Origin of the sequence: Azospira sp. APE16, from assembly GCF_047901315.1 — a bacterium.
GTDB lineage: Bacteria > Pseudomonadota > Gammaproteobacteria > Burkholderiales > Rhodocyclaceae > Azospira > Azospira oryzae.
Map to the genome: position 1 here is coordinate 3,721,598 of NZ_CP179682.1, position 18,881 is coordinate 3,740,478.

The following is an 18,881-nucleotide window of genomic DNA, read 5'->3' on the forward strand; positions in this document are numbered from 1 at the left end:
TTTATTTGAACCACAGCTTGATGCTGTCGATGCCGCGCCCCAGGATGCCGGCCACGGGCACGGCGTCCAGGGCCACCACCGGGTATTCGCCGTAGGGCTTGCCGTCCAGGCTGACCTTCATGGTGCCGATGACCTGGCCCTGGCTCACCGGGGCCACCAGGGGCTGCTTCGATTCCAGCTGGGCCTGGATCCGGCTCGAGTAGCCCTTGGGCACGGCCAGGATGAAGTCGTTCTGGAAGCCGGCGCGGACGGTGTTGTCCTTGCCCTTGAACACCTTCAGCTCGGACACGGTCTGGTTCTTGGTGTACAGGGAGACGGCGTCGTAATACTGGAAGCCGTGGTTGAGCAGCTTGAGGGATTCCTGGGCGCGCATGCCGTCGCTCTCGGCGCCGAGCAGGACGGAGAGCAGGCGCCGGGGCCCGCGCTTGGAGGAGGAGATGAGGCAGTAGCCGGCGGATTCGGTGTGGCCGGTCTTCACCCCGTCCACCGTGGGATCGGCCCACAGCAGGCGGTTGCGGTTGGGCTGGGTGATGTTGTTGTAGCGGAATTCCTTCATGGAGTAGTACTTGGCGTACTCCGTGGGGAAGTCGCGGATGATGGCGGTGGTCAGGGTGGCCAGGTCCCGGGCGGTGGCGTAGTGCTCCGGATCGGGCAGGCCGGTGGCGTTCATGTAGTGGGTGTTCTTCATCCCCAGGCGGGCCGCCTCCTGGTTCATCATCTGGGCGAAGCGCTCCTCGGAGCCGGCGATGGCCTCGGCCAGGGCGACGCAGGCGTCGTTGCCGGACTGCACGATCATGCCCTTGATCAGGTCTTCCACCGGCACCTGGGTGCCCACCTTGATGAACATCTTGGAGCCGCCGGTGCGCCAGGCCTTCTCGGTGACGGGCACGCCCTGGTCCAGCTTCAGCACGCCCTGCTTGAGGGCGGAGAAGGTCAGGTAGGCCGTCATCAGCTTGGTCAGGGAGGCGGGATCGACGCGCTGGTCGGCGTTTTCGGCCACCAGGGTCTGGCCGGAGCCGAATTCCACCAACAGCCAGGCCTTGGCGGCGATGCCGGGGGCCGGAGGCATCTGCTGGGCGCCGGCGGGGCCGGCCAGCAGCAGGGAAGCGCAGCCGGCAAGGACGGATGCACGGAAAACGGAAGAGAAGCGGCGGGAAATTCGGTCAGACATGCCGGTCAGGCTCCAGCGGGAGAAAAGCGCTTGATTATAGCGCAGCCGGGCTGGCCCTTCCGGCCGGGACCGGCCGTAACCTGCCGATCTTAGGGACTTGCCGCAGTAAGTGAACTCACTGACACGATGCACCTGGGCGGTGCGTTATACTCGCCCGTGTCAGTTTTCGGTCAGGTTTCTGACCCTGGCGTGACACCCCGGCGGATTCGCCCCCCATCGCCGCATCCTGACGGCATTCCCTGAGAAGTCCTGGATCGGTTACGCTCCTCATGGAGCGCGCCCGGGGCATGGTTGTGCCCTGTGGCATGGCCTTTGCTGAGACAACCCCATGAAAACCAAGATCGCTCTCCTCTCCCTGCTGGGACTGCTGCTGTGCGGCAGCGCGCTGGCCGATGTCTATTCCCTCGACCAGTTGCTGGAACTGGCCCGCTCCGGCAACCGGGGCCTGCAGGCCTCCCGCGACGCGGTGGAGGCGGCCCGCTCCGGCGTCACCACCGCCGGCGCCTTCCCCAACCCGGAGATCGAATACCAGAGCGGCGACGCCAAGGCCCGGGTAGCGGGCGCCAATCCCGGCAACGTCAAGACCATGACCTTCACCCAGCGCCTGGACCTGCCCTGGGTGCGTTCGGCCCGCATCGACGCCGCCAGCGCCAATCTGGAAGCCACCAGCGCCGCCGGCCGGGGCTACGAGCATGAAGTGCTGGCCAGCGTGAAGCTGGGCTACTACGAGGTGCTGCGGCGCCAGGCCGAGCTGAAGGCGGCCCAGGAAGACCAGGCCCTCATGGAAGCCATCCGCACCCGGGTCAGCGTACGGGTCGGCGTCGGCGAGGCGCCCCGCTACGAGCTGATCAAGGCCGATGCGGAACTGCTCAATGCCCAGAAGGTGACCCAGAGCACCCTGCTGCGCCTGACCCAGGCCAAGGCCGCCCTGCGCCGCAATGTTGGCACCGGCCTGCCGGCGGACTTCGAAGTACCGGCCACCACCCAGCTGCCCCTCAACGTGGGCAGCCTGCCCGAACTGCGCCAGACCCTGCTGCAGCGCAGCCCGGACCTGGCCCAGGCCCGGGCCCAGCTGACCCAGGCCGAACACCAGCTGGACCTGCAGCGCCGCATGCGCACCCCGGAAGTGGCGCTCAAGGCCAGCAGCGACGAAGAGCCGGACCTGAAGACCTCCCGCGTCGGCATCGCCGTCACCATTCCCCTGTGGGACCGCCGCTCCGGCCCCGTGGGCGAGGCCAGCGCCAATCTTTCCCGGGCCCGCAACCTGCTCGAGCAGATGGAATTCGGTCTCGGCCAGGCCCTGGAAAACGCCTACCAGCAGCACCAGATCGCCGCCGCCCAGGTCAATGCCCTGGAGCAGGGCATCGTGCGCCAGGCCGAAGCCGCCCTCAAGGTGGCCGAATCGGCCTACCGCTTCGGCGAGCGCGGCATTCTCGACTACCTGGACGCCCAGCGGGTGTACCGGGCCGCCCGCAACGAACTGATCGCCGCCCGCTATGAACTGCGGGCCGCCGCCGTGGACATCGAACGTCTCACCGGCGCCCTGACCGCTCCCGCCCAAGAGGAAAAGCACTGATGTCCGCCCCCGCCCCCCAGTCCCCGCGTAGCGCGCGCCGCCTCGCCCCCGCCTTCACCGCCCTGCTCCTGGCCGCCGGCGTCAGCCTGCTGACGGCCTGCGGCAAGGAGCCGGCCCCGGTCGCCGCCGCCCCCACCGACCCCAATCTGGTGACCGCGCCGGAAGCCCTGCAGGCCCAGCTGAAGCTGGCGCCGGTGGGCAGCGTGCCGGTCAGCGAGACCCTGCGCGTGGCCGGCCGCCTGGACTTCGACGAGCAGCGTATCGCCCGCATCGGCGCCACCGTCACCGGCCGCGTCACCCAGATCAGCGGCCAGCTCGGCCATGAGGTGAAGGCCGGCGAGCCCCTGGCCATCATCAACTCCACCGTCCTCGGCGAAGCCCAGCTGACCTTCCTCAAGGCCAACGCCCGGGCCAGCCTGGAACGGAACAACGTGGAGCGGGCCCAGCACCTCTTCGCCGCCGACGTCATCGGCAAGGCCGAACTGCAGCGCCGGGAAAGCGAAGCCGCCGTGACCCAGGCCGAACGCCAGGCGGCGGAAGACCAGCTGCGGGTGCTGGGCATGGCGCCCCGGGACATCGCCTCCCTCGCCAGCCGCGGCACCATCAACTCCCTCACCCCGGTGGTGGCCAGCATTCCCGGCACCCTGGTGGAACGCAAGGTGACCCAGGGCCAGGTGGTGGAACCGGCCGACGCCCTGTTCACCGTGGCCGACCTTTCCCGCCTGTGGGCCGTGGCCGACGTGCCGGAACAGCAGGCCGCCCTGGTGCGCACCGGCCAGTCGGTGGAACTGGACATTCCCTCCCTGGCCGGCGAAAAGCTCACCGGCCGGCTGATCTACATCAGCGACACCCTAAACCCGGAAACCCGCACCGTTCTGGTGCGCACCGAAGTGGAAAACCCGGACCGCCGCCTCAAGCCGGCCATGCTGGCCACCATGCTCATCGCCGGCAAGGCCATGCCCAAGCTGGCCGTGCCCGCCGCCGCCGTGGTGCGGGAGGACAACAACGAGCACGTCTTCGTCCAGGTCGCTCCCGGCCAGTACCGCCTGACCCCGGTCATCCTCGGCGCCGAAGCCGGCGGCGTGCGGCCGGTGCAGTCCGGCCTCAAGGAAGGCGAAGTGGTGGTGGTGGAAGGCGCCTTCCACCTCAACAACGAACGCAAGCGCAAGGAGCTGGAGGGCAGCTGAGCCCCGGCCCCGGTTTTCACAGGCTGCATCGCCACAACGCAGTAAAGACGCCACTCTTCACATACACATGCTGGAGAGTGGCTTGCTGATTGCCTTTCCGGGCATCGAAGGAATGTCATGATCGAATCCCTGATTCGCGCCGCCCTCAAACAACGCCTGATCGTCGTCGTCATCGCCGTCGCCCTGCTGGTGTTCGGCCTCAACGCTGCGCGCAAGCTGTCGGTGGATGCCTTCCCCGACGTCACCAACATCCAGGTGCAGATCGCCACCGAGGCCCCCGGCCGCTCGCCGGAGGAGGTGGAGCGCTTCGCCACGGTGCCCCTGGAAATCGCCATGACCGGCCTGCCCGGCCTGACGGAGATGCGTTCCCTGAACAAGCCGGGCCTCTCCCTCATCACCCTGGTGTTCACCGACAGCACCAACGTCTACTTCGCCCGCCAGCTGGTCATGGAACGCCTGCTGGAAGTGGGTTCGCGCCTGCCCGAGGGCATCACCCCGGTGCTCGGCCCCGTCTCCACCGGCCTCGGCGAGATCTACCAGTACACCCTGGAGCGGGGCGACGACGGCGAGCGGGCCCTGACGCCGGAGGAGCTGACCCAGCGCCGCGTCGCCCAGGACTGGGTGGTGCGCCCCCTGCTGCGCTCCATTTCCGGCGTCGCCGAAATCAACTCCCAGGGCGGCTTCGTCAAGCAGTACCAGGTGCTGGTGAACCCGGACAAGCTGCGGCACTTCAAGCTCACCGTGGCCGACGTGTACCAGGCCGTGGGCCGCAACAACGCCAACTCCGGCGGCGGCGTGCTGCCCCACTACGCCGAGCAGTACCTGATCCGCGGCGTGGGCCTGGTGCGGGACCTGGACGACATCCGCTCCATCGTGCTGAAGGAGCGGGACGGGGTGCCGGTGTACATCCGCGACGTGGCCACGGTGGACCTGGGCCACGCGGTGCGCGAGGGCGCCCTGGTGAAGAACGGCGTCACCGAATCCGTGGGCGGCGTGGTGATGATGCTGGCCGGCGGCAACGCCAAGCAGATCGTCGGCCGCATCCAGGAGCGGGTGAAGGAGATCAACGACAAGGACATGCTGCCCGGCGGCCTCAAGATCGTGCCCTACTACGACCGCTCCGAGCTGGTGGATGCGGCCCTGTGGACCGTGACCAAGGTGCTGATCGAAGGCGTCTTCCTGGTGGTGGTGGTGCTACTGCTGTTCCTCGGCGACCTGCGCTCCTCCATCATCGTCGTCGCCACCCTGGTGCTGACGCCCCTGCTCACCTTCATGGCCATGAACCAGATCAACCTCTCGGCCAACCTGATGTCCCTGGGAGGCCTGGCCATCGCCATCGGCCTCATGGTGGACGGCTCGGTGGTGGTGGTGGAAAACGCCTTCGCCTACCTGGGGCGCAAGGCGGAGACGGGGGAATCGCGTATCCGCATCATCTTCAACGCGGTCAAGGAAGTGGCGACGCCGGTGATCTTCGGCGTCGGCATCATCATCCTGGTGTTCCTGCCCCTGATGACCCTGCAGGGCATGGAGGGCAAGATGTTCGCCCCCCTCGCCTACACCATCGCCATCGCCCTGGCCGTCTCCCTGGTGCTGTCCCTGACCCTGTCGCCGGTGCTCTGCTCCTACCTCTTGAAGGTGCCGCCGGGCCAGGGCGACCACGACACCCGGGCCATCGCCGCCATGAAGAAGCCCTACCTGAAGATGCTCAACTGGTCCCTGGCCAACGGCAGGAAGACGGTGACCCTGTGCGTCGGCGTCTTCGTCGCCACCCTGGCCATCCTGCCCTTCCTTGGCACCGCCTTCATCCCGGAGATGAAGGAAGGCTCCGTGGTGCCGGGCATCAACCGGGTGCCCAACATTTCCCTGGATGAATCCATCAAGATGGAAATGCAGGCCATGAAGCTGGTGATGGAAGTGCCGGGGGTCAAATCCGCCGTCTCCGGCGTCGGCCGCGGCGAATCCCCGGCCGACCCCCAGGGCCCCAACGAATCCACCCCCATCGTCAGCCTCAAGCCCCGCAGCGAATGGCCCTCCGGCTGGAACCAGGACGACATCGCCGAGGCCATGCGCGACAAGCTGAAGGCCCTGCCCGGGGTGCAGATCGTCATGGCCCAGCCCATCTCCGACCGGGTGGACGAAATGGTCACCGGGGTCCGTTCCGACATCGCCGTCAAGGTTTTCGGCGACGATCTGGACACCCTGAAGAAGAAGGCCGAGGAAATCGCCAAGGTGGCCCAGTCCATCCAGGGCGCCCAGGACATGCGGGTGGAGCGCATCTCCGGCCAGCAGTACCTGATCATCGAGATCGACCGCCAGGCCATCGCCCGCCTCGGCCTCAACGCCGCCGACGTGCACGACGTGATCGAGACCGCCATCGGCGGCAAGGTGGCCACCGACGTCTATGAGGGCGAACGCCGCTTCTCCGCCACCGTGCGCCTGCCCAAGGAATTCCGCAACGACGTGGAGGCCATCCGCCACATCCTGGTCAGCGCCCCCGGCGGCGCCCAGGTGCCCCTGGAAGCCCTGGCGGAGATCCGCCTGGCCGACGGTCCGGCCCAGATCAGCCGGGAGACGGCCAAGCGCCGCATCGTGGTCGGCGTGAACGTGAAGGACCGGGACCTGGGCAGCTTCGTCGCCGAACTGCAGCAGAAGGTGGCGGAGAAGATCAAGCTGCCGGAAGGCTACTACCTGGAGTGGGGGGGCCAGTTCCAGAACATGGAGCGGGCCCTGGGGCACCTCACCATCATCATCCCCATCACCATCGGCGCCATCTTCTTCCTGCTGTTCCTGCTCTTCAATTCGCTGCGCATGGCCAGCCTCATCATCCTGGTGCTGCCCTTCGCCTCCATCGGCGGCATCATCGGCCTGGCGGTGACCGGCGAGTACCTCTCGGTGCCGGCCTCGGTGGGCTTCATCGCCCTGTGGGGCATCGCCGTGCTCAACGGGGTGGTGCTGGTATCCTATATCCGCAGCCTGCGCCAGGAAGGCGCCAGCCTGGACGAAGCGGTGACCAAGGGCGCCATCCTGCGCTTCCGCCCGGTGATGATGACGGCGACGGTGGCCATGCTCGGCCTCATTCCCTTCCTCTTCGCCACCGGCCCCGGTTCCGAAGTGCAGCGCCCCCTGGCCATCGTGGTCATCGGCGGCCTCATCACCTGCACCCTGCTGACCCTGGTGGTGTTGCCCACCCTCTACCGCTGGTTCGACGAAGAACCGGTGGAAGCCTAACTGTAAGGAGACGCACCGATGAAGGAAATCAAGGCCGTAGTGCGCCCCAACAAGCTGCCCGCCCTGCGCGAGGCCCTGCGGGACATCCCGGGCTTTCCCGGCATGACGGTGAGCAAAGCGGAGGGCTGCAGCGCGCCCTCCCGCCACGTGCCGCACAACATCAAGGAAGAGCTGACCGACTACACCCCCAAGGTGCGCATCGAGATCATCGCCGACGACGACCTGGCCACGGTGATCGTGGACCGCATCATCGCCGTCTCCCAGACCGGCCAGATCGGCGACGGCCTGGTATGGGTGACGCCGGTGGACCGGGCCGCCTTCATCTTCAAGACCATGCCGGGCAAGGATTCCATCTGAACCCGGCGCCGGGTTGATTTGATCCAGCGCAAGGCAGATTTCACGATGCGGCAGGCATCATGGGGCGATGGAGGTAGTCGCCGATGCCGTTTCCCCCCCATCCCCCCTGGCCAGCTTTTCCCGAGACAGAGCAGTGCGCCGCCGGCCCCCGGCCGGGCGCACCGTCCCGGGCTGCTTGGCTGGAGCGCCTGAGCCGGGCCGAGTTTCTGGCCCAGGCCGGGCTGGAGGAGATTTACCCCTACCTCACCGAAACCGCCACCCGGCTGCTCGGCGTGGACCGGGTCGGCATCTGGCTGTTCGACGACAGCCAGCGCACCATCCGCTGCGCCGATCTCTTTGAACGGGCTGGCGGCTGCCACAGCAGCGGCCAGCGCCTGCAGGAAGCCGACTGCCCGGCCTACTTCGCCGCCCTGGAAAGCGGCGAGCCCATCGTCGCCGACGACGCCCTGCACCACCCGGCCACCCGGGACCTCAACGACGCCTACCTGACGCCCCATGGCATCGGCGCCCTGCTCGACTACCCGGTGCGCCAGCAGGGGCGCCTGGCCGGCGTTCTCTGCCACGAGCAGGCGGAGCCGGCCCGGCCCTGGAACGAGGAACAGCGCCTGCTGGGCGTGGCCCTGGCCAACCTGGTAAGCCTGGCCCTGGAGCACGCGGCCCTGCGCCAGAGCCAGGCCCAGTTGCACTCCCTGGAGGAGCGCTACCTGCGCCTGCTGGAGTTCTGTCCCACGGGCATCATCCATTACGACACCGAGCTGCACATCACCTACAGCAACCAGCAGTTCGCCAACATCATCGGCGTCCCCCTGGAGCGGCTACATGACCTGGACATGGCCAAGCTGCAGGACCAGCGCCCCCTGCCGGCCCTGGCGGCAGTGCTGGAGGGCCGCACCGGGCGCTTCGAGGGCGAATACCGCGCCAGCCTCAGCGGCCGCCAGCTGTGGGTTTCCCTGGTGGCGGCGCCGGTGCTGGACCAGAGCGGCCAGCTGCTGGGGGGCATCGCCATCGTCGAGGACGCCACCGAGCGCAAGCGCGCCGAACTGCAACTGCGCCAGCTCTCCCGGGCGGTGGAGCAGAGCCCGGCCACCATCGTCATCACCGACACCAACGGCGTCATCGAGTACGTCAATCCCAAGTTCACCCGCACCACCGGCTACAGCGCCGAGGAGGCGGTGGGCCTCAAGCCCAGCGTGCTCAAGTCCGGCGAGACGCCCCTGGAGGTATACCAGGAGCTGTGGTCCACCATCGCCAGCGGCGGCCAGTGGGAAGGGGTGTTCCACAACCGGCGGCGCAACGGCGAGCTGTACTGGGAACACGCCACCATCTCCCCCATCACCGACGACAACCAGCGCATCACCCATTTCGTCGCGGTGAAGGAGGACATCACGGAAAAGCGCCGGCAGGAGGACCGCATCCACCAGCTGGCCTATTTCGACGAACTCACCGGCCTGCCCAACCGCACCCTGCTGCACGACCGGGTCAGCCAGTGCCTGGCCGCCGCCGAGCGGGAACAGGAGACCCTGGCCCTGCTTTTCATCGACCTGGACAATTTCAAGACGGTGAACGATTCCCTCGGCCACTTCACCGGCGACCGCCTGCTGCAGTCCGTGGCCCAGCGCCTCAAGGGCTGCGTGCGGGATTCGGACACGGTGTCGCGCCTGGGCGGCGACGAATTCGTGGTGGTGCTGGCCGACGCCCAGCTGGACGGGGCCTCCCAGGTGGCGCGCAAGATCATCGACCGGGTGGCCCAGCCCTTCGTCATCGACGGCCACCAGCTCACCGTCACCCCCTCCATCGGCATCAGCCTCTTTCCCCACGACGCCCGGGACTTCCAGAGCCTGCTGAAGAACGCCGACACGGCCATGTACCAGGCCAAGGAATCGGGGCGCAACGCCTACCAGTTTTTCACCGCCGAAATGAACGTGCTGGCCTTCGAGCGCCTGGTGCTGGAGAACGCCCTGCGCCAGGCGGTGGAGCGGCAGGAATTCGTGCTGCACTACCAGCCCCAGGTGGACATGGGCAGCGGCCGGGTCATCGGCGCCGAGGCCCTGGTGCGCTGGCTGCACCCGGAGCTGGGCATGGTGCCACCGGCCCGTTTCATTCCCGTGGCCGAGGATTCGGGCCTCATCGGCGCCATCGGCGACTGGGTGCTGTACGAGGCCTGCCGTCAGAACCGGGCCTGGCAGGAGGCCGGCCTGCCGGCCATCCCCGTGGCGGTGAACCTCTCGGCGGTGCAGCTGCGCCAGAGCGAGCTGCACGAGAGCGTGGCCGAGCTGCTGCGCCGCACCGGCCTGGAATCGCGCTATCTGGAGCTGGAACTGACGGAACGCACGGTGATGGAGGATGCGGAAGCCACGGTGCGCTGCCTGCGCCGCCTGGACGAAATGGGGGTGATGCTGTCCATCGACGACTTCGGCACGGGCTATTCCAGCCTCTCCTACCTGAAGCGTTTTCCCATCGACAAACTGAAGATCGACCAGAGTTTTGTCCGCGACATCGTTGCCGATGCGGACGACCAGGCCATCGCCGTGGCCATCATCAGCATGGGCCACAGCCTGCGCCTGCGGGTCATCGCCGAGGGGGTGGAAACCGCGGAGCAGCTGGAGATCCTGCACCGCCACGGCTGCGACGAGGCCCAGGGCTTTCACTTCGGCCGCCCCATGCCGGCGGACGAGTTCGCCGCCTACCTGGCCAGGCGCAACGCCTGATCAGCGAGTGACGAAAGTGGGCTTGAAGCCCAGGGCCAGGCGGATGCGCTCGGCCACCTTGTCCGCCTCCATGCGGTCCCGGTAGGGGCCGACGTGGATGCGGTGCATGCCGCCCTTGCTCTGGATCTGGATGGCGTCGGTGAGCCAGTCCAGTTCCCGGGCCAGCTTGGCCTTCAGGCTTTCCGCATTGTCCTGGCTGGAGAAGGCGCCAAGCTGCAGGAAGACATTGCCGACGCCGGCGACGGCTGCCGGGGCGGGTGCCGCCGCCGGCGCGGCGGCCGGCTCGTCCTGGGCCTGGGCCGCCATGGCCATTTCGGCGATGGGGTCCCGCTCCTCCCGCGTCGGTGCCGGGCGGGCTTCCTGGCGTGCCGTCTGGCGCTTGATGGCAGCCACTTCCAGGGCCGGCGCAGCGGCATAGGTGGCGCCGGGTTCGAGGACGATGGATTCCACTTCCACCGCGGTGCTGCCGTTGGCCACGTAGCCGAGGCGGTAGGCGGCGGTGAAGGAGAGGTCGATCACCCGGTCGGCATGGAAGGGGCCCCGGTCGGTGATGCGCACGATGACCGACTTGCCGGTGGCCACGTTGGTGACCCGGGCGTAGGAGGGAATGGCCAGGGTCGGGTGGGCCGCGGTCATGGCGAACATGTCGTAGGGCTCGCCGATGGAGGTCTTCTGGCCGTGGAATTTCTTGCCATACCAGCTGCCGATGCCGCGCACCTTGTAGGGCTGGAGCCGGGTCATGGGCACGTATTCCTTGCCCAGCACCACGTAGGGCCTGTTGGCGAAGCGGTGCAGGGGCTCCCAGCGGGGTTCGGCATCGGGAATGTCGTCGATGTTCTCGGGAATTTCCTCGGGCAGGCCGTCGTCCTTGTAGAAGCCGCCGCCCCGGCGGGCCAGGGGATTGGGCTTCATGCCGCTCTTGGCCGGCGGCCGGGCACCGGCCTCCGGCGCCCGCTCGAGGCGCGGCGCCGGGCCGCCACAGGCCGCCAGCAGGGTCAGCAGGAAGGCGCCGCACAGGCCCGGCAGGAGAGAACGCTTCATTTCTTCACCAGCATGCGATGGGTGTGGATGCTCATCAGGATACCGAGGCCGAGGAACAGGGTCACCAGGGCCGTGCCGCCGTAGCTGACGAAGGGCAGGGGCACCCCCACCACCGGCAGGATGCCGCTCACCATGCCCATGTTGACGAAGGCGTAGGTGAAGAAGTTGAGGGAGATGGCGCCGGCCAGGAGACGCGACGACAGGGTCGGGGCGTTGGCGGCGATCATCATGCAACGGCCAATGAGCAGCAGGTAGAGGAGCAGCAGTACCAGGTTGCCGATCAGGCCCCATTCCTCGGAGAAGACCGCGAAAATGAAGTCGGTGTGCTTTTCCGGGATGAACTCCAGGTGGGTCTGGGTGCCATTGAGCCAGCCCTTGCCGATAATGCCGCCGGAGCCGATGGCGATGGTGGACTGGATGATGTGGTAGCCCGTCCCCAAAGGATCGGAGGTGGGGTCGATGAGGGTCAGGATGCGCTTGCGCTGGTAGTCGTGCAGCATGGTCCAGGCGAAGGGCGCGGCAGCGGCGCCGGCGGCGATGAGGCCGACGATGACCTTCCACGACAGGCCGGCGAAGAAGATGACATAGAAGCCGGCGGCCAGCACCAGGATGGCGGTGCCCAGGTCCGGCTGCTTGATGATGAAGGCCACCGGCACCAGCAGCAGCATGGAGGCCGTGGCGTAATGACGCCAGCGCAGGGCAGCCTCGTGTTTGTGGAAGTACCAGGCCAGCATCAGGGGCATGGCGATCTTCATGATCTCGGAGGGCTGGATGCGGGTGACGCCGACATGCAGCCAGCGTCGGGCCCCGTTCACCTTGATGCCGAACAGCCACACCGCCAGCAGCAGGATCACCCCCAGCACGTAGAGGGGCACGGCGAAGCGCAGCAGCTTCTGGGGCGGCACCTGGGCCACCATCCACATCACGGAAAAGGCGATCAGCAGGTTCACCGCCTGGGGCCCCATGCGGCTCAGGCCGATGTAGGTGGCGGAATAGACGGTGGCGGTGCCGATGCCCAGGATCACCAGGGCAATGGTCAGCAGGGGGCCGTCCAGGTGCTCAACGGCCTTGTACCAGTAGCGCCTAATGGCCTCCATCGTCGCCCTCCTCGTCCTCGTTGGCCGGGCCCTTGGGCACCTTGCCGAGGATGTAGTAGTCCAGCACCATACGCGCGATGGGGGCGGCGGCGGCGGCGCCGAAACCGCCGTTCTCCACGATCACCGCCAGGGCGATCTTGGGCTGCTCCGCCGGGGCGTAGGCGATGAACAGGGAGTGGTCGCGCAGGTGGTGCTTGGTGGCGCCCTCCACGTACTTCTCGCCCTTCAGGCTGAACACCTGGGCGGTGCCGGTCTTGCCGGCGGATTCGTAGCCGGCGCCGGCGAAGGCCCGGGCCCCGGTACCGGCCTTGTTCACGCCGACCATGGCGTTCTTGATCACCGCCAGGTGTTCCGGCTTGAGCTTGAGGTCGCGGATGGGCTGGGGCTCCACCATGGTCTTCTCGCCGCTGCGGCTGTTGGTGATGTACTTCACCAGATGGGGCCGGTACATGACCCCGTCGTTGGCGATGGTAGCCACCGCCTGGGCCAGCTGGATCGGCGTGTAGGCGTTGTAGCCCTGGCCGATGCCGATGGAGATGGTTTCCCCGGCATACCATTTCTGGTGCTCCGGCTTCTTGAAGCGGCGCTTCTTCCAGGCCTGGGAGGGCAGCACGCCCTCGCTCTCGCCCTGGATGTCCACCCCGGTGCGCTGGCCCAGGCCCAGCTGGCCCATGAAGGCGGCGATATTGTCGATGCCCATGTCGTTGGCCAGGATGTAGTAGTAGGTATCGCAGGATTCGACGATGGACTTGTACATGTCCACCATGCCGTGGCCGCCCTTCTTGTCGTCCCGGAACTGATGGCCGCCGAAGTTGAAATAGCCCGGATCGGCGATGGCCTGGGAGGGGGTGCGCTTGCCCTGGACCAGGGCCGCCAGGGCCATGAAGGGCTTGAAGGTGGAGCCAGGCGGATAGGCCGAGTAGATGGCCCGGTTGAGCAGGGGCTTGTCCGGGTCGGTGTTGAGGCCGTCCCAGTCGTCGCCGCGAATGCCGTCCACGAACAGGTTGGGGTCGTAGGTGGGCTTGGAGACCAGGGCCAGGATGCCGCCGGTGGACGGTTCGATGGCCACCAGGGCGCCGCGGCGGCTGCCGAAAGCCTGCTCGGTGATCTCCTGCAGCTTGGAGTCCAGGGTCAGGGACAGGTTGTTGCCGGACACCGGTGCGGTGCGCGACAGCACCCGCACCGCCCGGCCACCCGCATCCACTTCCACTTCCTCGTAGCCCGTCTCGCCGTGCAGTTGGAACTCGTAGTTCTGCTCCAGGCCGGCCTTGCCGATGTGCTCGGTGCCCTTGTAGTTGGGCGTCTGCTCGGCGTTGTCGATGGTCTCCAGATCCTTGTCGTTGATCCGGCCCATGTAGCCCAGGGCATGGGAAGCCACGTCCCCCAGGGGATACTGGCGGAACAGGCGGGCCTTCACCTCGACGCCGGGGAAACGGTAACGGTTGGCGGCAAAGCGGGCCACCTCGTCGTCGGAAAGGCGGGTGCGGATGGGGATGGACTCGAAGTTTTTCGACTCCTCCATCAGTTTCTTGAAGCGCTTCCTGTCCTTGGGCGTGATGGGGATCAGGGTGCCGATCTGCTCGATCACCGTCTCCAGGTCTTCCTGCAGGCGGGAGGGGGTGATTTCCAGGGTGAAGGCGGAATAGTTGCGGGCCATCACCACCCCGTTGCGGTCCACGATCAGGCCCCGGTTGGGGATGATGGGCACCAGGGAAATGCGGTTCTCTTCGGCCCGGGTGGAGTAGTAGTCGTGCTTCACCACCTGCAGCCAGAAGAAACGGGCGAAGAGGATGACGAAGCACAGCAGCACCATGCCGGCGGCGAAGCCAAGGCGGAAGCGGAACTGCTCCTGTTCCCGGTCCGAACTGCTGAGGTCGGTATAGCGCATGGCCTGCTGCTTAGATGGGTCGGTTCTCGTCCCGCTCCACGGGCTGGTACTGGGGCAGGAGCAGGACGTAGGTGGCGGGAACCCAGAGCAGGGCCGCCACCAGGGGGCCGATCAGGTAGCCGAAGCCGGGGAAGGCAGCACCGGTGGCCATGCGGGCGGCAAGCTGCAGGACCTGCACCATGAACAACAGGGGAAAGACCTGCAGCGCCTGCTGCAGCAGGGGAAACCACAGGATGCGGCGGGACAGGCTGGAGGCGATGTAGCTCATCAGCACGTAGGCCAGGGCGTGCTGGCCCATGAGGCTGCCGTCGGCCACGTCCATGGCCAGGCCCAGGATGAAGGACCAGCCCATGCTTACCTTGCGGAATTCGCGCACGCTCCAGAAGCACAGCACCAGGGCCACCCAGTCGGGCACCCCGGGCCAGTGGGCGGTGGGCATCAGATTGAGCAGCAGGGCCAGCACCAGGGTCAGGGTGATGAACCAGGGACGAACCGGCAGCAGGATGCGGGAGGAGGTAAAGGTCGGCTGCATGGCTTAGTTCCCGACGCTGCGCTTGATGCGGCGCACCTTGGAGGAGGCAGGCTTGTCGCCTTCGGCCGGGGTGGCGGAGGCCTCGGCCGGCCGGGGCGGCAGGGCCTCCCGCGGGTTGAGGATCATCACTTCGCCGAAATGCTCGACCCCGGCCACCGGGACGCAGATGATGCGGGCGAAGGAGTAGGTGGTGTCCCGCTCCATGTGCACCACCTTGGCCACCGGGAAGCCGGCGGGGAAGATGCCGTCCAGGCCCGAGGTCACCAGCACGTCGCCGTTCTGCACGTCGGCGTTGGCCGGCATGTAGCGCAGCTCCAGCTGGCCGTTGCCGAGGCCGAAGACGACGGAGCGCAGGCCGCTGCGCACCACCTGCACGGGCACGGCCTGGTCCTTGTCGGTGATCAGGGTGATTTCGGAAAGCAGGGGATAGACCCGGGTCACCTGGCCGATGACGCCCAGGTGGTCCACCACCGGCTGGCCGGCCAGCACGTTGTCCTGCATGCCCTTGTCCACGATGACGCGGCGGGAGAAGGGGTCCCGGGCGGCATAGAGGATCTGGGCCAGCTGGCCGCCGGTGGGCAGGCGCTCCTTGACCCCCAGCAGCTCGCGCAGGTGGCGGTTCTCCGCCTCCAGGTGCTGGTGCCGCTGCAGGATGGTGGCCGCCTCCAGCTGGGTATGCTTGAGCTGGTCGTTTTCCTTCTGCAGGGAGATCAGGCTGGCGAAGTACTCGTCCACCTGGGAGAAGCCCTTGGAGGGCGCATGGGCCAGCATCTGCAGGGGAGTGGTGAACACCGCCACGCCCTGGCGCACCCATTCCAGGTAATGGAACTTGTGGTCCAGCACCATCAGGGAGATGGAGAGGCCCAGATAGAGGGAGAGCAGGGCCAGGGGAGCCGGGCCGCGCTTGAAGAATGGCGGTGGAGAGTGGTCGATGCCGGCCACGTCAGACTTTCCGGGGGGTTACATGACCGCGCCGCGAAGGCTGCGGAAAAAACCAAGCCCCGGCACTGGCCGGGGCGGTGGTGGGAAGGGAGGAGAGCGGGGTGTCGGGGATCGGCTGGCGTTCCCGTTCCATGCTCATCCTCACCCGGTGCGGCCTTACTCGGAGGCGAAGATGCTGCCGAGCTTGTCCATCTTTTCCAGCGCCATGCCGGAGCCGCGCACCACGCAGGTCAGCGGGTCCTCGGCGACGATCACGGGCAGGCCGGTCTCTTCCATCAGCAGACGGTCCAGATCCCGCAGCAGGGCGCCGCCGCCGGTCAGGACCATGCCCTTCTCGGCGATGTCCGCGCCCAGTTCGGGCGGGGTCTGTTCCAGGGCGCTCTTCACGGCGGAGACGATCTGGTTCAGGGGATCGGTCAGGGCTTCCAGGATTTCGTTGGAGGAAATGGTGAAGCTGCGGGGAATGCCCTCGGCCAGGTTGCGGCCCTTCACTTCCATTTCCTTCACTTCGGAGCCGGGGAAGGCGGAGCCGATTTCCTTCTTGATGTTCTCGGCGGTGGTCTCGCCGATCAGCATGCCGTAGTTGCGGCGGATGTAGTTGATGATGGCTTCGTCGAACTTGTCGCCGCCCACCCGCACGGAACCGGCATAGACCATGCCGCCCAGGGAGATGACGCCCACTTCGGTGGTGCCGCCGCCGATGTCCACCACCATGGAGCCGGTGGCGTCGGCCACGGGCAGGCCGGCACCGATGGCCGCGGCCATGGGTTCCTCGATCAGGTACACCTGGGAGGCGCCGGCACCGATGGCGGATTCGCGGATGGCGCGACGTTCCACCTGGGTGGAGCCGCAGGGCACGCAGATGATGATGCGCGGCGAGGGGGAGAACATGCGGGAATCGTGGACCTTCTTGATGAACTGCTTGAGCATCTGCTCGGTCACGGTGAAGTCCGCGATCACGCCGTCCTTCATGGGGCGGATGGCGGTGATGGAGCCGGGGGTCTTGCCGAGCATCTGCTTGGCTTCCTTGCCGACTGCCTGAATGGTTTTCTTGGCGTTGGGTCCGCCTTCGAGGCGGATGGCGACCACGGAGGGTTCGTCGAGAACGATGCCCTGACCGCGCACGTAGATCAGCGTGTTGGCGGTGCCCAGGTCGATGGCCAGGTCGTTGGAGAAGTAGCTGCGGAGAAAGCCGAACATGGGGTATTGAATCCGTAAAACAGCGGGGAGAAGGGGATTTATGATACCTTATATCGCTTTGCAGCATAAGTTTTTGCCTAGAATTTAATCACCCGGCGCTTCGCCGGCTTTCACCCCCAGCCAGCCCATGTCCCTTACTCCCGATCAGGTCCGGCGCATCGCCCATCTTGCCCGCATCGAAACCTCCGAAGCGGAAGTCCAGACCACCCTCGAGCACCTCAACGGCATTTTCTCCCTGATCGAGGAAATGCAGGCCGTGAACACCCAGGGGGTCGAGCCCATGGCCCACGCCCAGGACCTGGCCCAGCGCCTGCGGGACGACGTGGTCAGCGAAAGCGACCGCCGCGCCGCCTTCCAGGCCGTGGCGCCGGAAACCGAAGCCGGGCTCTACCTGGTGCCCAAGGTCATCGAATAGGCGGGAGCGCTGCCGCGCCCTTGCTTCGCGCCCTCCCCTGCCCCCGACTCGCTCCCTACCGACCATGCTCAATTCCAGCCTTAAAGAACTCGCCCAGGCCCTGGCCGGCAAGAAGATCTCCAGCGTCGAGCTGACCCAGCTGTATCTGGACCGCATCAACCGGCTCAACCCGGCCATCAACGCCTACGTCTCCACCCAGCCGGAGCGCTCCCTGGCCCAGGCCAAGGCGGCCGACGCCCGCCTCGCCGCCGGCGACGCCGGCCCCCTGACCGGCATCCCCCTGGCCCAGAAGGACATCTTCTGCGCCGAGGGCTGGCTCACCACCTGCGGCTCCAAGATGCTGGCCAACTTCGTCAGCCCCTACGACGCCACGGTGATCCAGAAATTCGACGCCGCCGGCGCCGTGAATCTGGGCAAGACCAATATGGACGAGTTCGCCATGGGCTCCTCCAACGAAACCTCCTTCTTCGGCCCGGTGAAGAACCCCTGGGACCAGAGCCGCGTTCCCGGCGGCTCCTCCGGCGGTTCCGCCGCCGCCGTGGCGGCCCGTCTGGCGCCGGCCGCCACCGGCACCGACACCGGCGGCTCCATCCGCCAGCCCGCCGCCCTGTGCAACCTCACCGGCCTGAAGCCCACCTACGGCGTGGTTTCCCGCTGGGGCATGATCGCCTTCGCCTCCTCCCTCGACCAGGCCGGCCCCATGGCCCGCTCCGCCGAGGATTGCGGCCTGCTGCTCAACGCCATGGCCGGCTTCGACCCCAAGGATTCCACCAGCCTGGAACGCCCGGTGGAGGACTACACCCGGGAACTGAACGCCCCGGCTGCCGCCAAGCCCCTGGCCGGCCTCAAGATCGGCCTGCCCAAGGAGTTCTTCGGCGAAGGCTGCGACTCCGCCGTGATGGCCGCCATCCAGGCCGCCATCGAGCAGTACAAGGCCCTCGGTGCCGAGATGGTGGAAGTGAGCCTGCCCAACATGAAGCTGTCGGTGCCGGCCTACTACGTCATCGCCCCGGCCGAGGCCAGCTCCAACCTCTCCCGCTTCGACGGCGTGCGCTACGGCTATCGCGCCCCCGAGTACGACAGCCTGGACGACATGTACGCCAAGAGCCGGGCCCAGGGCTTCGGCGCCGAGGTGAAGCGCCGCATCCTGATCGGCACCTACGTGCTCTCCCACGGCTACTACGACGCCTACTACCTGCAGGCCCAGCGCATCCGCCGGCTCATTGCCGAGGATTTCGTCGCCGCCTTCAAGCAGTGCGATGTGATCCTGGGGCCCACCAGCCCCTCCACCGCCTTCAAGCTCGGCGACAAGGCCGGCGACCCGGTGCAGATGTACCTTTCCGACATTTACACCATCGCCGTGAACCTGGCCGGCCTGCCCGGCATGTCCCTGCCCTGCGGCTTTGCCGAGGGCCTGCCGGTGGGTCTGCAGCTGATCGGCAACTACTTCGACGAAGCCCGCCTGCTCAACGTCGCCCACCGCTACCAGCAGGTCACCGACTGGCACGGGCGCGCGCCCGCCGGCCTGGAGTAAGGCGG

At 67.2% G+C, this 18,881-nt stretch carries 14 protein-coding genes; 7 read left to right on the forward strand and 7 right to left on the reverse strand.

All coding sequences use genetic code 11. From position 1 onward, the window contains the following. Position 1: 1 nt before the first annotated feature. Complete coding sequence (locus ACLSSQ_RS17685; protein ID WP_050804342.1) at positions 2-1,069, reverse strand: D-alanyl-D-alanine carboxypeptidase family protein; 1,068 nt, start codon at positions 1,067-1,069, stop codon at positions 2-4. Between the two features lie 430 nt (positions 1,070-1,499). Between ACLSSQ_RS17685 and ACLSSQ_RS17690 the strand changes: the two genes are divergently transcribed. From ACLSSQ_RS17690 to ACLSSQ_RS17710, 5 genes are all read left to right on the forward strand, one after another. Beyond that, positions 1,500-2,747 (forward strand): TolC family protein, encoded by a 1,248-nt coding sequence (locus ACLSSQ_RS17690; protein WP_130459582.1) that lies wholly within the window; start codon positions 1,500-1,502, stop codon positions 2,745-2,747. After that, complete coding sequence (locus ACLSSQ_RS17695; protein ID WP_130459583.1) at positions 2,747-3,934, forward strand: efflux RND transporter periplasmic adaptor subunit; 1,188 nt, start codon at positions 2,747-2,749, stop codon at positions 3,932-3,934. Before ACLSSQ_RS17690 ends, ACLSSQ_RS17695 begins: the two co-directional genes overlap by 1 nt. Positions 3,935-4,051: 117 nt before the next feature. Next, complete coding sequence (locus ACLSSQ_RS17700) at positions 4,052-7,162, forward strand: efflux RND transporter permease subunit (protein WP_416243393.1); 3,111 nt, start codon at positions 4,052-4,054, stop codon at positions 7,160-7,162. An 18-nt stretch (positions 7,163-7,180) separates the two neighbouring features. Next, the gene (locus tag ACLSSQ_RS17705) at positions 7,181-7,519 is read left to right on the forward strand and encodes a P-II family nitrogen regulator (RefSeq protein WP_014236002.1); all 339 of its coding nucleotides are present in this window, start codon (positions 7,181-7,183) and stop codon (positions 7,517-7,519) included. Between the two features lie 83 nt (positions 7,520-7,602). After that, positions 7,603-10,227, forward strand: a complete 2,625-nt coding sequence (locus tag ACLSSQ_RS17710; RefSeq protein ID WP_416243394.1) for an EAL domain-containing protein — start codon at positions 7,603-7,605, stop codon at positions 10,225-10,227. Here the strand turns inward: ACLSSQ_RS17710 and ACLSSQ_RS17715 are convergent, their stop codons facing one another. From ACLSSQ_RS17715 to ACLSSQ_RS17740, 6 genes are all read right to left on the reverse strand, one after another. Continuing rightward, the gene (locus ACLSSQ_RS17715) at positions 10,228-11,268 is read right to left on the reverse strand and encodes a septal ring lytic transglycosylase RlpA family protein (RefSeq protein ID WP_416243395.1); all 1,041 of its coding nucleotides are present in this window, start codon (positions 11,266-11,268) and stop codon (positions 10,228-10,230) included. Then, entirely contained in the window at positions 11,265-12,365 is a 1,101-nt protein-coding gene (gene rodA / locus ACLSSQ_RS17720) for a rod shape-determining protein RodA (protein WP_416243396.1), read from the reverse strand. Before rodA ends, ACLSSQ_RS17715 begins: the two co-directional genes overlap by 4 nt. Then, positions 12,352-14,253, reverse strand: a complete 1,902-nt coding sequence (gene mrdA, locus ACLSSQ_RS17725; RefSeq protein ID WP_014235998.1) for a penicillin-binding protein 2 — start codon at positions 14,251-14,253, stop codon at positions 12,352-12,354. The genes rodA and mrdA overlap by 14 nt, the downstream gene beginning before the upstream one ends. 10 nt (positions 14,254-14,263) lie before the next feature. Further along, positions 14,264-14,785, reverse strand: a complete 522-nt coding sequence (mreD, locus tag ACLSSQ_RS17730) for a rod shape-determining protein MreD (protein ID WP_014235997.1) — start codon at positions 14,783-14,785, stop codon at positions 14,264-14,266. A 3-nt stretch (positions 14,786-14,788) separates the two neighbouring features. Then, positions 14,789-15,727, reverse strand: a complete 939-nt coding sequence (gene mreC / locus ACLSSQ_RS17735) for a rod shape-determining protein MreC (protein WP_014235996.1) — start codon at positions 15,725-15,727, stop codon at positions 14,789-14,791. A gap of 156 nt (positions 15,728-15,883) precedes the next feature. Continuing rightward, a complete protein-coding gene (locus ACLSSQ_RS17740) occupies positions 15,884-16,927 on the reverse strand; it encodes a rod shape-determining protein (RefSeq protein ID WP_014235995.1) in 1,044 nt (347 codons plus the stop codon). A 127-nt stretch (positions 16,928-17,054) separates the two neighbouring features. Here ACLSSQ_RS17740 and gatC point away from each other — a divergent pair, with 127 nt between their 5' ends. Together gatC and gatA are read left to right on the forward strand one after the other, a co-directional pair. Further along, on the forward strand, positions 17,055-17,342 hold the full coding sequence (gene gatC / locus ACLSSQ_RS17745) for an Asp-tRNA(Asn)/Glu-tRNA(Gln) amidotransferase subunit GatC (RefSeq protein WP_014235994.1): 288 nt from the start codon (positions 17,055-17,057) through the stop codon (positions 17,340-17,342). A gap of 64 nt (positions 17,343-17,406) precedes the next feature. Further along, entirely contained in the window at positions 17,407-18,876 is a 1,470-nt protein-coding gene (gatA, locus tag ACLSSQ_RS17750) for an Asp-tRNA(Asn)/Glu-tRNA(Gln) amidotransferase subunit GatA (protein ID WP_416243397.1), read from the forward strand. Positions 18,877-18,881 lie beyond the last annotated feature (5 nt).

What these genes read in the sequence shown, in the direction of transcription:
- gatA (WP_416243397.1), top strand. Translation starts at nt 17,407, where the DNA reads ATGCTCAATTCCAGCCTTAAAGAACTCGCCCAGGCCCTGGCCGGCAAG.
- ACLSSQ_RS17685 (WP_050804342.1), bottom strand. Translation starts at nt 1,069, where the DNA reads ATGCCTCCGGCCCCCGGCATCGCCGCCAAGGCCTGGCTGTTGGTGGAA.
- ACLSSQ_RS17715 (WP_416243395.1), bottom strand. Translation starts at nt 11,268, where the DNA reads ATGAAGCGTTCTCTCCTGCCGGGCCTGTGCGGCGCCTTCCTGCTGACC.
- ACLSSQ_RS17690 (WP_130459582.1), top strand. Translation starts at nt 1,500, where the DNA reads ATGAAAACCAAGATCGCTCTCCTCTCCCTGCTGGGACTGCTGCTGTGC.
- ACLSSQ_RS17695 (WP_130459583.1), top strand. Translation starts at nt 2,747, where the DNA reads ATGTCCGCCCCCGCCCCCCAGTCCCCGCGTAGCGCGCGCCGCCTCGCC.
- gatC (WP_014235994.1), top strand. Translation starts at nt 17,055, where the DNA reads ATGTCCCTTACTCCCGATCAGGTCCGGCGCATCGCCCATCTTGCCCGC.
- mrdA (WP_014235998.1), bottom strand. Translation starts at nt 14,253, where the DNA reads ATGCGCTATACCGACCTCAGCAGTTCGGACCGGGAACAGGAGCAGTTC.
- mreD (WP_014235997.1), bottom strand. Translation starts at nt 14,785, where the DNA reads ATGCAGCCGACCTTTACCTCCTCCCGCATCCTGCTGCCGGTTCGTCCC.
- ACLSSQ_RS17740 (WP_014235995.1), bottom strand. Translation starts at nt 16,927, where the DNA reads ATGTTCGGCTTTCTCCGCAGCTACTTCTCCAACGACCTGGCCATCGAC.
- ACLSSQ_RS17710 (WP_416243394.1), top strand. Translation starts at nt 7,603, where the DNA reads ATGCCGTTTCCCCCCCATCCCCCCTGGCCAGCTTTTCCCGAGACAGAG.
- ACLSSQ_RS17700 (WP_416243393.1), top strand. Translation starts at nt 4,052, where the DNA reads ATGATCGAATCCCTGATTCGCGCCGCCCTCAAACAACGCCTGATCGTC.
- ACLSSQ_RS17705 (WP_014236002.1), top strand. Translation starts at nt 7,181, where the DNA reads ATGAAGGAAATCAAGGCCGTAGTGCGCCCCAACAAGCTGCCCGCCCTG.
- rodA (WP_416243396.1), bottom strand. Translation starts at nt 12,365, where the DNA reads ATGGAGGCCATTAGGCGCTACTGGTACAAGGCCGTTGAGCACCTGGAC.